Here is an 18,086-nt window from a genome sequence, read left to right on the forward strand (position 1 = left end):
CTTTGTCTATTAAATCCCGCGTTCCTGTCAGTCAGTTTGGTGAATTATTAGGTTATGCGCCTGGTAATGTTGCTGTTTATTCGTCTGATTACGATACAGCTGACGAAACAATTTATCCTAACCGTAGCGCCTATCGTAGTTACCTCGATGGTATTTACATGGGCTATAAATGGCAATGTGTTGAATTTGCGCGACGCTGGATGTATCTCAATCATGGCTATATTTTTGATGATGTTGCAATGGCTTACGATATTTTTGAGCTACGCTCAGTGCGTGACATAAACAATCAAACCAGGTTGCCTTTACAAGCATTTCGTAATGGTGCAAAACACCACCCAGTGGTAGGAAGTTTACTCATTTGGGAAGAAGGCGGTGAATTTGAAGAAACTGGCCATGTTGCGGTGGTGGTTGAAGTACATCAGGATAAAATTCGTCTTGCTGAACAAAACGTGGCCCATCAGCTATGGCCGCAAGATCAACAGTGGTGTCGCGAACTCAAAGCGAAAGTCACAAAAGAAGGTGACTACTGGATTGAGTGCTCTTACAGTGACGCCACTATTTTAGGCTGGATGACACAAACTGAGTACAGCGAATTTAGTGAACCTACGCCTGAAATAAACACTGATCTGTTTGCCATAAAAGCCCAATATGCAACTGATTATGGGCAAGCCACTAAGTCATGGCTTAACATTGCCAATGACGATGAAGCAGCCTACGTAGAAATGATGCAAGGGCATAAATTGACTTCAGTTAATGCTGATCAACATCATTATTTTACAATTTCAAAAACCGCTCAACAAACTATTGAACATGCTACCAATGAATTACATGGCTTGTTTATGCATGCAACAGACTATGTACTGCAGCATCCTGAGCTATTAAAAAAGTTTAATTTACCCGATGCGGTGCTCAATAAGATTCGCCAATCATGGGATAATCGCTTAAATCAACTGATCACCAGTCGATTTGATTTTGCATTAACTCCCGCAGGCTTGAAAGTCTATGAATACAACTGCGATTCAGCATCGTGCTATATGGAAAGTGGCAAAGTACAAGGTAAATGGGCCAAACACTTTGGTGTTAAAACGGGTATTGATGCCGGCCATGATTTATTTAAAGATTTAGTAAGGGCATGGCGAAAAAGTGAAGTAAACGGCCTTGTCCATATATTGCAAGATGATGAGCCAGAAGAACATTACCATGCATTGTTTATGAAAGAAGCTATTGAAGCCGCTGGTTTTGAGTGCAAAGTAATCATTGGTTTGACTGATTTACACTGGGACGCAGCGGGTAATATTGTTGACGCTGATGGCGAAAAACTCAGTTACGTTTGGAAAACATGGTCATGGGAAACCGCTCTTGATCAAATAAGACTAGAGTGTGAGGCTGATCAATCCCAAAGCGATGATTTTGAGCCGCACTGGCAATCTGGTAAAACCCCACGTTTGGTCGATGTATTACTTCGTAAAAATGTGATGGTTTTTGAGCCGCTGTGGACATTAATACCCAGTAATAAAGCAATTTTGCCAGTACTGTGGAGTTTATTTCCAAATCATCCGTTTTTACTCAATACTGCATTTGATTTAAATGATGAACTATTGCAAACAGGCTATGTCGTTAAACCGATTGTTGGTCGATGCGGTGCAAATATTCAACTCGTTGATGAACAACAACACGTAATAGAAAAAACAACGGGTCATTTTGCCTCTCAAGAGCAAATATACCAGCAGTTATTTGCCCTTCCTAAAGTAGCTGATTACTTTGTGCAAATATGTAGTTTTACCGCAGCAGGTAAATACGCTGGTGCTGGCGTACGCGTTGATAAAAGCATGATTATAAACGGCCACAGCGATTGTATGGCACTGCGTATCAGCGATGATAGTTACTTTTAATTAAACGTGCTTTAACCTCAATTTTGAGCGCATATCAAACCCAACAAGTAGCCTGTTTACTGCTACTTGTTGGGTAAATAAAGTGACATAAACCACCAAGCAAGGACTCAGCATAAAATTAAAAGTGGCATCGCACCGTTGGCGCTAGCATTTACGCCCGCTCATCTTTTGGTGAGTCCATCACTACATGCGAAGTGATCGTTCGTACCTGTGGGATTGATCCTAAAACATCAGCATGGAATGCTTTATAAGACTTAATATCAGCGGTTTCTACTCTAAGTAAATATTCAAATGCTCCTGTGACATTATGGCACTCTTTAACTTCATCAATAAACTCAAGTGCTTGTTCAAAAGCTCGTTGTGATTTCGTAGAGTGCTCATTTAAACCCACCCCCACATACGCGACAAAACCAAGTCCAAACGCTTGATTATTAATAACTGCTCGGTAGCCTTTGATCACACCTGCTTTTTCTAACTCTTGTACACGGCGCAAGCATGCTGATGGGGATAAACCAACCAAATCAGCAAGTTCAGCGTTGGCAATTCGACCACTGCGCTTTAATTCTTGCAATATCCTGTCGTTAATTCGATCTTTTTTCATATTAAGTTGCTAAAGTAAATTTATAATAGATTAATAAGCGCAAAAATTGCGAGCCATACAAAATATAATTGCACAATCATTATCAACTGAGCAACTATAAATGAATATTGAATTGGTATCAGCATTAGCATTATTTGCACTTGTATCTTCCATCACCCCAGGTCCTAACAACCTGATGTTAATGAACTCAGGCGCTAACTTTGGTTTTAAACGTTCATTGCCACATTTACTCGGCGTAACAATTGGCTTTGTGATCATGCTCGTATTGGTTGGTTTAGGTGTCATGCAATTGTTTGACTTTTTTCCATGGAGTTACCAGCTATTAAAAGTGCTTTGCATGGCTTATTTGCTTTATCTTGCTTATAAAATTGCCAGTAATAAAACTCCTATCGGTGCTAAAAATAGCGATACTAGACCTTTTTCTTTTATACAAGCATCTTTATTTCAATGGGTTAACCCGAAAGCCTGGACTATGGCATTAAGTGCAGTAAGTGTTTATGCCCCATCCAAAGGAATTGGCGCAGTGGTACTTGTAGGCCTTATTTTCGGTATAATTAATTTACCCTGTGTCTGCTCATGGACGTTAGTCGGACAAAGGCTACAAGTATGGCTAAAAGATCGCAAGCGCCTACGAGCATTCAATATTTTTATGGCTGTATTGTTAGTCGCCTCGGTACTTTTTAGCATGCTGTGAGTAATAAAACAAATAAACGCCTTAATAATGGCAACTTGGTTAAGTTGCCATTGTTAACCTCAATTTCGGATAACAAATCAATTTCCAGCAGCTAACTTATAAACCCCTCGCGAACTAAAACTTTGATCTACTGCAACATGACTATGCTTGCCTCGTGCAATTATGGAGAGACTTGCAAACAGTACTGACACTTATCTATATTCATGAAAAGGGATGGCTAATGACGAATAAAGCAATAGCGAAGTTTAATATTTCTGCAACCGCAGCAAGTAATTTCCAACATGAAGCTGACGCAACGGCTGATTTTTGGAGCAATAAACCACTTAATACCTTGCCCCCTCATGATTTTATTGCTCCTTATGCACGTCATAAAACGCTGCCTACACCCGGTATAGAAAAACGTAATGCTTGGATCATTGGTGGAGGTATTGGTGGCCTAGCAGCGGCATTTTATCTTATTCGTGATGGCCATATGAGCGCTGAAAATATTACCATTTTGGAAGCAATGGATATTGAAGGCGGTTCAATGGATGGCGCGGGTAACCCTGATGACGGCTATATTATTCGTGGTGGCCGTGAAATGAACTGGAATTACGACACCTTGTGGGATCTGTTTCAAGACGTTCCCGCTGTTGAACTGCCCGAAGGCTATTCTGTGCTTGATGAGTACCGTTTAATTAATGATAACGACGCTAATTACTCACAAGCCCGTTTAATAAATAAATGCGGTGAGATACTCGATGCAAGTGACTTTGGCCTGAATAAAGCCCAGCAATGGGAGCTGATCCGTTTAATGCTCAAGCGCAAAGAAGAGCTTGACGATCTCAGCATTGAAGACTATTTCAGCAAAGGTTTTTTACAAAGCAATTTTTGGTTTTTATTTCGTACTATGTTTGCCTTTAAAAATTGTCATAGCTTGTTAGAAACTAAACTGTATTTGCATCGCTTTCTTGATTCTATCGATGGCTTTGCCGACATGTCTGTTTTACTTTTTCCTAAATATAATCAATACGATACCTTTATTAAACCGCTTGCTAATTTATTACGAGACAAAGGCGTAAATTTTCAATTTGCAAGCCGTGTAAACGATCTGGATATAACATTTACTGGTAATAAAAAAACCGTAACGGGGATCCATGCCACTGTAAAAGGTGAAGCACAGCATATTAACGTTGCTTCAGACGATTTAGTTTATGCACTAACGGGTTCAATGACAGAGCATACAGCTTATGGCGACATGCAAAATGTACCCGAACTGAACTGTGAAAAACATGATCCCTGCGAAAATAGCGGGTGGAATTTATGGAAAAACCTCGCGAAGAAATCAGCTGTTTTTGGTAAACCCGAAAAATTTTATGGCGATATTGATAAGTCTATGTGGGAGTCAGCCACACTGACTTGCAAGCCATCCCCACTTATAGATAAGCTAAAGACATTATCAGTAAACGATCCTTACTCTGGTCGCACGGTAACTGGCGGCATTATTACTTTTACAGACTCTAACTGGCTATTGAGTGTAACGTGTAACCGCCAACCTCATTTTCCAGATCAACCCGATGATACGTTAGTACTTTGGGTCTATGGTTTATTAATGGACAAACAAGGTAATCGTATCGTTAAAACAATGCCACAATGTAGCGGTGAAGAAATAATTACGGAGCTTTGCTACCATTTGGGCATTGAACAGCAGCTTGATGAAATCATTGCCAATACCAAGATACGTACAGCGCTAATGCCTTATATCACAGCTCAATTTATGACTCGTGCAGCTGGTGACAGACCCACCTCAGTTCCTGAAGGTTGTACAAACTTAGGTTTGATTGGTCAATTTGTTGAAACCCACAACGATATTATATTCACGATGGAAGCCTCTATTCGTACAGCACGTATTGGGGTATATAAGTTACTTAATATCCCTAAACAAGTGCCCGACATTAGCCCAACCCAATATGATATTCGTAACCTAATTAAAGGAGCTAGAGCGCTCAACAGCGGCAAGCCCTTTATTGGCGAGCGGTTATTACACCGCCTGCTTGATAAAACCTACTTTGCTCATATTTTACCGCCATTACCAGAGCCAAGTAGTAAAGAACAAACCCATTTTGAAGCAGAAATGCATGAGCTACTGGGCAAAGGCAACTCGGCGATACATAAATTTTCAAACTGGGTTGGTACACTAAGGGATAATTTTTCGCATAAAGATAAATAATCTGAGCTTCGGAGAGTAAATATATCTCCAGTGGCTATAAATCTAAACCAGCTGATGACCAAGCTAAAAACTATTCCTATACAAAAAACCAAAGCCTTGATCTTGATAAAGTGCAATAAGAAAAAATAAGGCTAGAATGATTAATAATATGAGCTCTGGATAATCCATCTATCTCCAGTAGCTATTTTAGTAAACCTTTTAACCAAAGTTCTAGTTAGTGATTTCACGGGAGCCAAAATGAGCCAAACAGTTGCAGATTTAATGACATCAGATCCATTTGCCGTAAGTGCAGAAAACACCCTACACGACGCACATAATCTAATGAAGGAAAAAAATATCCGCCATATTCCGGTAATTGATAACAATGGCGAACTAGTGGGTATGTTGACACAAAAAATCATGATTGCCCAAGTGATGAATATTATGGCTAATTACAGTCCTAGCGCACTTGAACGAAAGGAAAAACAAACGAAAATACACACTATTATGGCAACCGATTTTGCCACTGTACTAGCAACCCAACCACTGCAAGATGTTGCTCGGTTTTTTGTTGATAACCGCCATGGTTGCATGCCTGTGATCACTGAAAAAAATAAACTCGTGGGTATACTTACCTCGTCCGACTTTGTGCGCCTAGCGGCCGCTTTATTATCTTAATGCAAGGTGATAATAAGACCGCTATCCGTATAAAATGAATATAAACTCGTATAATAGTGTATGCCAAGTAGTCATTGGCACACACTACAGCCAGCCTTTGTGTTTAAAAAATAAATAAGGGGCAAAGCCCGATAGCAACATAATGCCAATTGCAAATGGGTAACCCCATTCCCATTGCAGCTCAGGCATTATATTAAAGTTCATCCCATATACACTGGCTACTACGGTAGGTGGTAAAAAAACCACCGAAGCAATAGAGAAGGTTTTGATAATTTGATTTTGTTCAATGTTAATAAAACCTTGTGTTGAATCCATCAAAAAGTTCACCTTATCAAACAAAAAGGTACAGTGAGACATTAGCGTATCTATATCAAGTACAATTTCTCGTAGTGATTCGCGATCCTCATTTTGTACACCTAAACGACGTATTAAAAACGAAATATTGCGCCGCGTATCCATTAAACACAAACGCACTTTCCCATTCGCATCCTCTAAACGCGCGATACGACTAACCGCTTCTTCTAGATCAGAGTCATCTTCTTCTAGTACATATGCACTGAGCTTCTCTAACTGATGATGCATATCCTCGAGCATATCAGCATGGTTTTCGACTTTTTGATCGAATAATGTAACCAATAACTGTTTTGGCGTATCACACATTACTTGACCTTTACGTGCTCTTAAGCGTAACAATCGAAAGTCAGCCAGCTCGTCATCGCGAATGGTCAGCAAACAGTTATCCTGTAGTAAACAGGCAACTGTTACCGTATTAAAACGTCCTTCATTGGGCGACATAAACAATGCATGCACATGCAAGCCTTCATTGTCGATAAAACATCGCGATGAAGCTTCAATCTCTTGCACATCCCCTGACTCAGGAAAAGTTATATTGAGCGTTTTTGCAAGCGTATTTCGCTCATCTTCCGTTGGGTTGATTGTGTCAATCCAGTGTGCATTTCTGATTGATACTTCAAGAGAGGTATCGGATGAAGGCTCTAACTCTTTGATCACCCCCTGCTCGATAGAAAAAAATCTCAACATGCACTTCTCCTTTAATAACAAGATGAGTTGAGTATATGTAAGTGATGATTAATCAACAATGACAATACACTCCTGCATCTCAGTTATTATTAATAGTAAGCAATTCGCTAACACGTAACAGCACCTTTTGTTTTGCAGATTTTACAAAAAAGTGCATATTTTTCATGGCATATCAAAGAAAGCTTTCATCCCCCTCCTTTGAAAAAAATACAAAACATTAAATATCAGCAACTTAAAAAATAATTTTTATCGGCACAACCATTGCTTTATATAAACTAACGCATGTTCATAGACTTTATTAGACGCTGTGAACATTCCTTATAAATCAGGAGGAATAATGAGTAACAATAACGAAACAAACAAAATCGCTGAATTTACTGCCCCAGGTATGAATGAAGAATCTGCAAAAAATACCATTGCTACACTTGATAACCGCATGGTCGCACTGATCGATTTACAATTGACTCTAAAACATATTCATTGGAATGTAGTTGGCCCAAATTTTATTGGCGTGCATGAAATGCTCGACCCTCAGGTTGAAGTGATCAGAGCAATGACCGACACCATCGCCGAGCGAATCGCTACGTTGGGCGGAGTTCCAGTTGGTACTCCAAAATCGATAGTTGATCGTCGTTCATGGCAAGATTACGCAATTGGTAAGGGCTTGGTAAAAGATCACTTAGTTGCGCTTGATAAAGTATATAATGGGATTAATGGCGATCACCGAAGTGCGATTGGCAAGCTATCAGAGCTCGATCCGGTATCTGAGGATATGCTAATTAGCCAACTTGCCGATTTAGAACAGTTTCAATGGTTTGTGCGTGCACACTTAGAGTCGTCAACGGGCAAACTCAGCAGCTAATCTAGCGGTTTTGTGTTCAGTTTAAACTGACTAATTTATATTTAAAGTCAAAGATCGGGCTATTTAAAGCCTGATCTTTATTTATTACTGATCAACAATAATATCGCCACTTTTTGTTTATATTAGATCTTAAACTGACCTACTAAATTGCCTAAACTCTCCCCTCGACCAGCTAAGTGATGACTAACTGATGAGGTTGTTTTAATTGAACGTGTTAGCTCATTAACGATTTCTTGAATCGCAAAAACGTTACGGTTAATTTCCTCAGTTACACTACTTTGCTCTGTGGCAGCTGTAGCTATTTGCGTGCTCATATCGTTAATTGTGGTAACCGAGCTGGTTACCGCCCCTAAACTTTCAGAAATTGCGCGAGATGACTCAACTGAGCGATTGCAGCTTTGCTGGCTTGCCAACATTGCCTTTACCGCTGCTGTGACTAGCGTATGTAACTCATTAAGCATTTCATTAATCTCTAACGTGCTCTCTTGTGTACGACTGGCTAAACTTCTCACTTCATCAGCTACAACCGCAAAACCACGGCCTTGCTCGCCAGCCCTTGCAGCTTCAATAGCCGCATTAAGGGCCAATAAGTTAGTTTGCTCAGCAATGCCACCGATAACACTTAATACACTGTTAATTTTTTTAGATTGTTCACTTAATGAATTAACCTGTTCAGCAGCTTGATTAATCTCACTCATTAAATTTGAAACTTCTTCTAAAGAAACATCTACACATTTTTGAGCATTGGCAACATCTTGCGTGGCTGACTGGGTTGATACCGCCACTTGTGTGGTATTTTGCGCGACTTCCTGAGATGTTGCTGACATTTCGGTGATCGCCGTTGCTACCAGCTCAGTTTCATGATTATGGTTTACTAACTGATTTTCAATTAACTGTGTTTGTGTATTGATATCATTTGATGAATCTTTTACATCACGAGTTACATCTGCCACATTGGTGATAATGCTATGTAGTTTACTAACAAACACATTAAATGAATTACCCAATTGACCAATTTCATCATTACTATGCACTTCTAAGCGCTTAGTCAGATCACCTTCGCCTTTTGCTATATCATCTAAGTTTTGCACCATATTTTGGATAGGCTTTACCATATTGTTTGCCGCAATTAAGGCAAAAAACACCGTCAACATCACCCAAAATAATGCAATTAATAACAGGGTCGTTACTTTTTCATTCATATGAGCTTGTATTGTTGCTTGGTACTTTGTTAGCTCAGCTTCAATATCATCCATATAAGCGCCCGTTCCTAGCATCCAATCTGTACCAGGAACCATCGCTGCATAACCCATTTTTTCAACTAACCCCGTTGTATTAGGCTTTTGAAAATCATAATAAAAAGCACCGCCACCTTGTCTTGCTTGCTCAAGTAATCCAACAATTATTTTTTTACCATTGGGATCGGTCATGGCTATTTTATTTTGCCCTTCAATTGCATCACCCAATAGAGCATGGAAAATACTAACGCCTTTTGTATCATAGATAAAAAAGTAACCATCTTTGCCAAAAGTGAGATCTCGCAATGCATTTTTTGCATCTTCTTTAGTCCCCTTGGCTAGTTCGTAATTAATTATTTGGCGGCCTATCTCAACCTCAGTTGCTAATAAACTTTCTTTGTCAGCAATTAATTTTGTTTTAAACGATACAAAATTTTGCTGCTGATTTTGATACTCTAAATAATATGAGCTGGCCATTAAACTAATTAAAAGCAGCGTGAGCGGCAAAATAGCTAATAGCAACAGCTTGTTTTTCAGACTTAGATTACTCATTTTTCCTCACGTGTAACAATGTAAAGCTCCATGGTATTGATACATCGAGAGCTTATAAAAACTGTAATTATACTGCCAATTACAATTAAGTGTTTATTTGAAATCAGAAGCTATTAAAATACCATATTCACATATATATAGATTCTGGATATAAGACAAACGTATAGTAGCTGCAAGTTACCATAATAAATTTTTACTAGTACAGTAAACGTAAAAATTGCAAGCCAACAAAAACACAATTGCACAATAATTACACAACAAGCAACTATAAATGAATATTGAACTGATTTTGGCCTCGCCATTAGTTTGATGAACTGACGTTTAATATTTTTAATGGCTATGTTATTTGTGATCTCCATGCTATCTATCAATATTAAGCTTTTCATCCACCACGTTTTCACATAGTCTGAAAGCAGACTCAATGTAAAACAATACAAATTATAACAAGGTAGTTTTATGAGCAATCAATTAAATGTATTAGGTACGCGCTTGCATTTGTGCTGCGGGAATACAGGCTACACTCGAGAAGGGTTTTGCTATGTCCCTGCATCTGATTTTGGTAACCACAGTGTATGTGCCATCATGACTGAAGAATTCTTACAGTTTTCAAAAGCACAAGGCAATGACTTGATAACGCCTAATCCAATGTACGATTTTGCAGGCCTAAAGGCTGGTGATAAATGGTGTTTATGTGCCGTGCGCTGGCACCATGCGGTTGCTGAAAACGTAGCTCCGCCGGTTATACTTGAGGCCACCCATGAAAAATCGTTACAAGTAGTCTCTCTTGAAGTATTAAAGGCTCACCAATACTCTGCACGTTAAAAGTTTCCAATAGGCATTTACACACTCTAAGATAAAGCCATTGCGCTGGTTTTATCTTATTCACCATCTAGTATGATATTAGCAATGTGATAACACCAACCAGCTAATATCGCTCAACCTTAAACTTTTTCATCAGACTTAACACTCAATCAAAAGCAGTCCTAAGCCTAAGTATCTGCTATTTATTAAAAAAATCCTCACCCCTGAGCTATACTTGTTAATATATTAAATTTACTATCCAAGTGTGCTTACGATTAAATAAGGAAACTTTAGTGCTGTCGCGTTTGTATGATTTTATGCCGGGTTTAAACACTTTACTTCATTATGAACGAAAGTGGTTTGCTGATGATGTGAGGGCTGCATTATCCGTTGCCGCCGTTGCTCTACCTGTTGCTATCGCGTATGCACAACTTACCGGGGTTAACGCCGCTGTTGGGCTATATTCATGCATATTACCCATGATTTTATATGCCTTGTTTGGTACTTCCAAACAATTGATTGTCGGACCCGATGCTGCAACATGTGCGGTTATTGCTGCGGTGGTGACACCACTTGCAGCTGGAGACAGTGTTAAACACTGGCAACTCGTTGTAACTATGACCGCGATGACCGGCTTTTGGTGCTTTATTGCTAGCCGATTTAAATTAGGGGTATTAGCAGACTTCTTATCTAAGCCTATTTTAATGGGCTTATTAAACGGTGTTGCAATTACGATTATTGTCAGCCAATTTTCTAAAGTATTCGGTTTTACCTTCGATGACAGATATTTACTTGAACGATTAGGAGGTGTGCCTACTTATTTATCACAAACCCACATCCCTACTCTATTAATGGCCCTGTTTACCCTCGGTGTTTTTTTTGCCATGAAGCGACTAAAACCGACTTGGCCAGCATCTATGTTTGCTATCGCATTTGGTGCCCTATTAGTGTGGGTTTTTAATTTAAAGCAGTTAGATATCAACACAATTGGCACTGTAACCGGTGGCCTTCCAGTGTTTAACACCCCTATTTATGATATTGGTATTATTCGTGAACTTGTCGTGCCTGCACTTAACTTAGCAATAGTTAGCTTTGTCAGTATGATGCTAACCGCTCGCAGTTTTGCAGCTAAAAATGGTTACGACATAGATGCTGACAAAGAGTTTAGAGCGTTAGGTATTGCGAACATTGGATCTGCTTTATCACAAGGTTTTGCTGTCAGTGGTGCAGACTCTCGTACAGCTGTTAACGATGATTCCGGTGGTAAAACGCAATTAGTGTCGATTATCTCAGCGGGAATTATTGCTGTTATCGCCCTATTTTTAACCGCTCCCCTAGAATTTATTCCCAGTGCAGCATTAGGTGTTGTGCTTATTATTGCTTCAATCCATTTATTAGACTTAAAAGCCATTTGGCTATTAAAGCGTAAAGACAAACAAGCATTTTACCTTGCGCTAGCCACCTTATTCGCAGTGTTATTTATTGGCGTAATACCAGGCATCACTCTCGCTGTACTATTGGGGTTATTCCAGTTTATTCGCACCGTAATGCGCCCTACCGACAATATATTAGGTGTTGATATTAAGGGCGTTGTTAGGAGCCTTGATGCCACAGATAAAGCAAAGTCAGTACAAGGAGTCTTTATTTATCGTTTTAATTCTCCTTTAACTTACTTTAATGCCGGTTACTTTAAACGGCGTTTGCTAGAACAATATGCGCGGCAAAAAGACGACACGCAATGCGTTATTATCGACGCAGTCCCCTGCTTCACCCATTTAGATTTAAGTGTCATGGCCATGCTCGCAGATTTAGACGTGATATTTAAAAAACGTGGTATTCGATTAGAACTAGCTGGCAGAAAGCGGCAATTACTATCATGGTTTGAAATTGCTGGTATGACATCCGGTAAAGACGGCATCTACGTGCATTCAGATCTCTATATTGCCTTACAAAAAAACAGCGTCAGCCAACCAAGTGCACAAGTGAATTTATTTACAACACATCCAAATGAGGGTACTGCAGAACAGTTATAAACATGCGTATGTAATTATGATTGTTGCAAGCAACTAAGGCGATAGTCCTTGCTTCCCCTAATTTAGTAAGGACTTTATACAAACCACGTTTTTTCGTAAATCACTCAGTGCAAAACCTGTTCAGGCTTTTTTAACAAATTTAGCAGTCACTATCATTTCGCCTACGCCATCGACCTTACAATCGAGCTGATGATCTTTAGCATCTTTTATCCAGCGTATAACCGCTTTACTGCCAATTTTTATCACTTGTGAGCTACCTTTGATTTTTAAATCTTTTACTACAGCCACTTTATCGCCTTCGCACAAAAGCGTGCCATTGGCATCTTTTACGCTAATCACATCATTTAACAGTATCGCATCTGGATCCCACTCATAAGCGCACTCAGGGCAGATCAACAAGGTTTGATCTTGGTATACAAAGTCAGATTGGCATTTAGGACAGGAAGGTAAAGACATAAATTAGCGTGCGTAAGTAAATTTATAACAATGGTAATGGCTAATAATGATTTTGTCTATTTGTGGAGTTATTACGATATAAAGTTAATAAATGCATTGCTAAAGCATACCAATGAAGACTTTAAACTACTTGGAAAACATCCCTAGTTATTCTAGTATCTATTGGTCAAAGCTTATTATTTGCATTTAAATGAAATCATTTCCGTCACTATATTTTGCTAATCTATTTTTAATTATTGGCACCGGTTTACTCACCACCTATTTAGCCCTCTATTTAGGGAAAAATGGCATCTCGACCTTTTGGATTGGGTTAATGACCTCGTGTTATTACATGGGTTTGTTGCTTGGCTCAAAGCTTGGTTATCACCTTATTAAATCGGTCGGCCATATTAGAACCTTTGCAGCCAGTACCGCCGCTGTTTTAGCGTGCGTTGCAGCACATGGCGTTAGCGATAATATTTATTTATGGTTAGCCCTGCGGCTATTTGTAGGCCTTGGTATGATGTGTAATTACATGGTGCTCGAAAGCTGGCTCAACGAACAAGCTGCACCAGAGTCTCGCGGGCGAGTGTTTTCGTTTTATATGATCACCTCTTATCTGGGTATGATTTTAGGTCAATTTGCATTAGCCGAATTCCCAGAGCTTGGCTATGCACCACTATTTTTAGTGTGCATGGCGCTGGCAATTGGCATTATTCCTATTTCAATCACTCGTAGGATTCACCCCAAGCCATTAAAACCAATTCAAGTCAGTCTGTTTGACTACTTTAAAAAAGTACCGCAATCACTTACAGCTGTTCACTTTGCGGGTATTATAAATGGCAGCTTTTACGGCCTTGCACCAACATTTGCCAAGTCATCTGGGTTTAATTCGTCAGAAATTGCCATTTTTATGTCTGCCACTATTTTTGCAGGTCTGATCGCGCAATGGCCAATGGGGATATTGTCGGATAAAATACGTCGTAGCGTGTTGATCCGCACCAATGCGGTTGCGATTGGTGTAGTTAGCTTGGCTTTATTTTTGCTACCTATTACGCAAACACTCGCCTTTGCACTCACTTTTATGTTTGGGTTGTTCGCCTTTACTTTATATCCATTATCCTCAGCCTTAGCTAATTCACGCGTTGAAGATGAAGAGCGCGTTGGCGTGTCATCTGCGTTATTAGTTGTTTTTGGAGCCGGTGCAGCACTTGGATCAACTGCCAATGCACAAGTTATGACCTATTTTGGTCACCAAGCCCTTTATGCCTCCATCGCATTATTAACGGTGATAATGTACTTATTACTCACTTACATTAATTCGAAACAAAAAGTAGAACAACCGGAGTCGAGTGATTACGTTGTAGGCACATCAGACGTTACCAACTCGCCTCTGGCTGCGACCATGGATCCACGAATAGAAGAAACGACTGCCCACGAGCAAATGTTGGTGGTCGATGAAATTGATGATGAATATGAAGAAAACAATGCAGTCTTTGATACCGATGATCCGCAGGGTGACCTGTTTAAAGACTTTCAAACGCAAGACGAAACCGCAGAACTAAAAAAATAGCGATTCATTTTCGATATAATAAAAGCAGGTAACAGCCTCTATTTAGCTGCTTTTATTTAGCTTTATAGAGCAGCTATCGTCATCTACGTAAGCTTTAGACTCGGTACTTAGTTACGAGTCTATTGCGTAGCAAAAACCTTCCATGTACCCTTATCAAACGTCCCAAATCAGTAAACCACTATGTATAAGCGCAAACTTTTTTATTTTGGCCTGACAACTGCTTTTATTTTATTTTTGGCACTACTGAGCACCGCAATTTCCGCTCATTTAACTCGCGAAAACCTGCTACAAAGTAATATTGCTCAGTCATTATTAGTTGAGCATGAAAAGCTATCGAGTATCTCTTACCGACTTTTTAAACAGCTAACCGATGAAATCATTTTTGGTCAAAATGCCAACCAAGCCTATGTACGAAAAAAACAAAACCTGATCCAGCAATCAATTAACCAAATCAAAAAACTGGAGATTGAGCAACGCAATGCATTAGGCCTATCCTTCACTAAAGGCAGCGTTGAAGACACCGATGAACTTGTAAGGCTCATTGATGAAATAACTGTTGAATTTAGAGCCGTAGTAAGCAGTGATAACAAAGCGCCTTTAAATCAGCAAGCACAGCTAAAACGCTTACTTGAAGTAACCATAGACGATCAATTTAGAGAGGCAATCAACTCGGCAGTAGCGCGTCAGGCACGTGTTGTGGCGGCGATCAATGCAAAAATTGAGATGCTTAATACCACTATTTTATGGTTTGCGATTGGCCTAGGTGCCCTCTCAATTCCGCTAATATTATATGGCTGCTATTGGCTGTTTAATCAACTTTATCAACCACTGATATTAATCGCTAATGCAACTAACTCGATTGCGTTAGGACACTATCAAAAGCCAATCTCAGTAAAACTAGATGATGAGTTTGAAGAGCTTGCAACATCGATAAACCAGCTTGCACTGCGCCTGCAAGAACACGAAAAAAACGCAATAAAATCAAGAAAACAATTAGAACTTGAAGTAAAACAGCGCACCAGTGAGCTCACTGAAGCCAACCTGCTGCTCACAAAAACTGACTCTCGGCGCCGCCAGTTTATCGCTGATGTATCACATGAACTGCGCACACCACTGACGATTATCAGAGGTGAAGCGCAAGTTACACTAAGAATGCAATCGGTATCGGTTGATGACTTTAACCAAACCCTCACATCAATACTTGAGCAAGCTGTAAGCCTAAGCCGCTTAGTTGATGATTTATTACTATTAACACGGGCAGAGATGAATCAAATAAATCTCGAAGTTATACCGACCAAAATCATGTCGTTGATCGCATCAGAAGTTGCTAAATGGCAAAAGCTCAATCCAAGTCGTGCTATAACCTTCGAAGCCAGCACAGAACTAAATGAGCAACTGGTCACCATAGATATACGACGGATCCAGCAAGTACTGGCTATTTTATGCGATAACGCGATCAAATATTCAAAGTCAGATCAACCTATTGATATTAGCCTACATAGAACAGATTTATTGATCACTATTGCTATAAAAGATTATGGCGAAGGGATCTCAGCAGCTGAAGTCGATAATATTTTTGAGCGCTTTGTGCGCTTTAGTAAACACAGTGAAGGGCTTGGGCTTGGGTTGCCAATTGCAAAAGCCATTATCGAAGCTCATGACGGCAGTATTAGCGTTACCTCAACCCAAGGGCAAGGATCTATATTTTCAATCTCTTTACCGGTAGGACACAAATGATGAATATTCTTCTCGCAGATGACGAACTACCACTGTTAAACTTTCTATCACGGGGATTACGCAGTGAAGGCTATGAATGTACAAGCATCAATGAATTACATGAAGTCCTGCCGTTTATTAAAAAAAACTCACCGCAAATAGTGATACTCGATAGATTATTTGGTTCACAAGATAGTTTATCAATATTGGAAGCGGTCAAAGCCCTCCCCAACCCACCTATGGTGCTAATGCTAACTGCCTTAGACGAAGTCCCTGAACGCGTCAAAGGATTAGAAATGGGAGCGGATGATTATCTATGCAAACCTTTTGATTTTGACGAACTATTAGCCCGTGTATTAGCATTAAAACGCCGTATGACGGCACCGCAACAGCAAGACCAAACAACGCTTAATATTGGCTCATTAGCATTACTCATTCAGCAACGTATTGCATTACTAAATGGTGAAGAATTAGTACTGACAAAAATTGAATTTGAGTTACTGCTGTACTTTGTAGAAAATCAAGACAAGGTGCTGTCTCGTGAGCGGATACTTAGCCGTGTATGGCAAACTTACAGCGAACCCAATACTAATATTATTGACGTGTATGTCAGCCGATTAAGAAAAAAAATAGAAACAGAGCCTAATTTAACTATTCAAACGTTGCGCGGAAATGGTTATAGGATGAATCTAAAATAGTGCGAGTTGACTACTCGCACTTTAAATACAGGATTAAATCACTGAGAAATAGGTGATAACAACTTAGGGTTTTGCACTAAATTACGCACCCCATGGGCATGATCTTCGTTAAATACATTCTCATCACACCACTTACCAACGCTGTTGATATCGACTACGGCAACGTGTGGTCTAACACTCCAACTAACTTGTAATGGCGATGCTTTTTCATTATATGCAGGGCCCGTTGTTGAGCCTAAATACTCAATAGGGATGCCGGTATTAGTAGGAATATTAGGTGCTTGGTAATAACCATTAACTTGCTCAACATTTGCAAGCTGTGCAAAATTAATAGCATCTTTGTCATTGGCTAGCACGATTACTTGTCCTTCAACTCTAAGAGCTGGATTCATTGTGCTTTGAGCTAAACAAGCACCCAATGTCGGGCCAGGTGTAACTTGTGCTGATGAATAAACAAAGTGTACTTCTAGAGTATCACCCACCTTTAACGACTCACCTTTTGCCGCACAAATTTTACTTTTTACAGGCTGTAATTGAGCAGCTGATAATTTGCGCTCAGAAAGGTAACCTGTATGATGACCTTTGCCATCTCCATTGCCAGCATAAGTGGTAAACTCCCCGCCTTTATGCTCCGCATTTTTATGAAAATGAATGTTGCATAAATTAAGCTCACTACGGCTTGGCGCCATCCCAAAGCTACGTAAGTTAGTACCATAATTTTGGTCTATATCGCGAGGTGATTGTGGCCCAAAACCTTTACCCTGAGTGTTTTTATCAAGTGCTTCACGTTGCTCGGCCACAATACTATCACTAACATTCTTTGCGCTCACAACCGCACTAGTAACTGCCAATGTAGACAAACCAATGACACATGCACATTTTACAAAAACTGCTGCTTTAATCATTTTCACTTTTATTTATGCCCTTTATAAAGTTAATAAGGCCATGTTATTGAAAGTATCTAAAAAAGACTTAACTGGAACATTAAAATAAGATTAAAACCCAGCGAATAATAATCAATGTATTTGAAGAGCCTAAAGCCTTCCCTTTAAATATATACTAGCTGCTTATTTTATTGCTCGAC

Annotated in this window: 15 protein-coding genes; 10 read left to right on the forward strand and 5 right to left on the reverse strand. The window is 39.6% G+C overall.

All coding sequences use genetic code 11. The features are described from left to right. The first annotated feature begins 8 nt into the window (after nt 1–8). Complete coding sequence (gene gss / locus H5182_RS03385; RefSeq protein WP_145240941.1) at nt 9–1,892, forward strand: bifunctional glutathionylspermidine amidase/synthase; 1,884 nt, start codon at nt 9–11, stop codon at nt 1,890–1,892. 151 nt (nt 1,893–2,043) lie between these two features. On the opposite strand, the gene H5182_RS03390 is transcribed toward gss, so the two are convergent. Beyond that, nucleotides 2,044–2,493 (reverse strand): Lrp/AsnC family transcriptional regulator, encoded by a 450-nt coding sequence (locus H5182_RS03390; protein WP_149981764.1) that lies wholly within the window; start codon nt 2,491–2,493, stop codon nt 2,044–2,046. Between the two features lie 100 nt (nt 2,494–2,593). Between H5182_RS03390 and H5182_RS03395 the strand changes: the two genes are divergently transcribed. The 3 genes from H5182_RS03395 to H5182_RS03405 all read left to right on the forward strand — a co-directional run bounded on the left by H5182_RS03395 (nt 2,594) and on the right by H5182_RS03405 (nt 6,053). Beyond that, entirely contained in the window at nt 2,594–3,187 is a 594-nt protein-coding gene (locus tag H5182_RS03395) for a LysE family translocator (RefSeq protein ID WP_182759523.1), read from the forward strand. Nucleotides 3,188–3,407: 220 nt separating this feature from the next. Continuing rightward, on the forward strand, nt 3,408–5,396 hold the full coding sequence (locus tag H5182_RS03400; protein ID WP_182759524.1) for an oleate hydratase: 1,989 nt from the start codon (nt 3,408–3,410) through the stop codon (nt 5,394–5,396). Between the two features lie 237 nt (nt 5,397–5,633). After that, complete coding sequence (locus H5182_RS03405; protein ID WP_145240773.1) at nt 5,634–6,053, forward strand: HPP family protein; 420 nt, start codon at nt 5,634–5,636, stop codon at nt 6,051–6,053. Between the two features lie 84 nt (nt 6,054–6,137). Here the strand turns inward: H5182_RS03405 and corA are convergent, their stop codons facing one another. Further along, nucleotides 6,138–7,094, reverse strand: coding sequence for a magnesium/cobalt transporter CorA (corA, locus tag H5182_RS03410; RefSeq protein ID WP_145241796.1), 957 nt, complete (start codon nt 7,092–7,094; stop codon nt 6,138–6,140). Nucleotides 7,095–7,431: 337 nt separating this feature from the next. Here corA and dps point away from each other — a divergent pair, with 337 nt between their 5' ends. Further along, the gene (gene dps, locus H5182_RS03415; protein ID WP_182759525.1) at nt 7,432–7,956 is read left to right on the forward strand and encodes a DNA starvation/stationary phase protection protein Dps; all 525 of its coding nucleotides are present in this window, start codon (nt 7,432–7,434) and stop codon (nt 7,954–7,956) included. 122 nt (nt 7,957–8,078) lie between these two features. Here dps and H5182_RS03420 read toward each other — a convergent pair whose 3' ends face one another. After that, the gene (locus tag H5182_RS03420; protein WP_182731128.1) at nt 8,079–9,746 is read right to left on the reverse strand and encodes a methyl-accepting chemotaxis protein; all 1,668 of its coding nucleotides are present in this window, start codon (nt 9,744–9,746) and stop codon (nt 8,079–8,081) included. 456 nt (nt 9,747–10,202) lie between these two features. Between H5182_RS03420 and H5182_RS03425 the strand changes: the two genes are divergently transcribed. Together H5182_RS03425 and H5182_RS03430 are read left to right on the forward strand one after the other, a co-directional pair. Next, nucleotides 10,203–10,568 (forward strand): DUF2237 family protein, encoded by a 366-nt coding sequence (locus H5182_RS03425; protein ID WP_145241802.1) that lies wholly within the window; start codon nt 10,203–10,205, stop codon nt 10,566–10,568. 272 nt (nt 10,569–10,840) lie between these two features. After that, nucleotides 10,841–12,580: a SulP family inorganic anion transporter gene (locus H5182_RS03430; protein WP_182759526.1), complete on the forward strand. Its 1,740-nt coding sequence runs from the start codon at nt 10,841–10,843 to the stop codon at nt 12,578–12,580. A 120-nt stretch (nt 12,581–12,700) separates the two neighbouring features. On the opposite strand, the gene H5182_RS03435 is transcribed toward H5182_RS03430, so the two are convergent. Then, on the reverse strand, nt 12,701–13,036 hold the full coding sequence (locus tag H5182_RS03435; protein ID WP_182759527.1) for a zinc ribbon domain-containing protein YjdM: 336 nt from the start codon (nt 13,034–13,036) through the stop codon (nt 12,701–12,703). Nucleotides 13,037–13,226: 190 nt separating this feature from the next. On the opposite strand from H5182_RS03435, the gene H5182_RS03440 reads away from it, so the two are divergent. From H5182_RS03440 to H5182_RS03450, 3 genes are all read left to right on the forward strand, one after another. Further along, a complete protein-coding gene (locus H5182_RS03440) occupies nt 13,227–14,588 on the forward strand; it encodes an MFS transporter (RefSeq protein ID WP_145241808.1) in 1,362 nt (453 codons plus the stop codon). A gap of 180 nt (nt 14,589–14,768) precedes the next feature. Next, nucleotides 14,769–16,325 (forward strand): sensor histidine kinase, encoded by a 1,557-nt coding sequence (locus H5182_RS03445; protein WP_145241810.1) that lies wholly within the window; start codon nt 14,769–14,771, stop codon nt 16,323–16,325. Next, on the forward strand, nt 16,325–17,002 hold the full coding sequence (locus H5182_RS03450; RefSeq protein WP_182759585.1) for a response regulator transcription factor: 678 nt from the start codon (nt 16,325–16,327) through the stop codon (nt 17,000–17,002). Before H5182_RS03445 ends, H5182_RS03450 begins: the two co-directional genes overlap by 1 nt. 38 nt (nt 17,003–17,040) lie before the next feature. On the opposite strand, the gene H5182_RS03455 is transcribed toward H5182_RS03450, so the two are convergent. Further along, the gene (locus H5182_RS03455) at nt 17,041–17,907 is read right to left on the reverse strand and encodes a delta-class carbonic anhydrase (RefSeq protein ID WP_182759528.1); all 867 of its coding nucleotides are present in this window, start codon (nt 17,905–17,907) and stop codon (nt 17,041–17,043) included. Nucleotides 17,908–18,086 lie beyond the last annotated feature (179 nt).

The organism is Pseudoalteromonas sp. SG44-17, from assembly GCF_014164235.1.
In the GTDB taxonomy this organism is placed as follows: Bacteria; Pseudomonadota; Gammaproteobacteria; order Enterobacterales; family Alteromonadaceae; genus Pseudoalteromonas; species Pseudoalteromonas rhizosphaerae.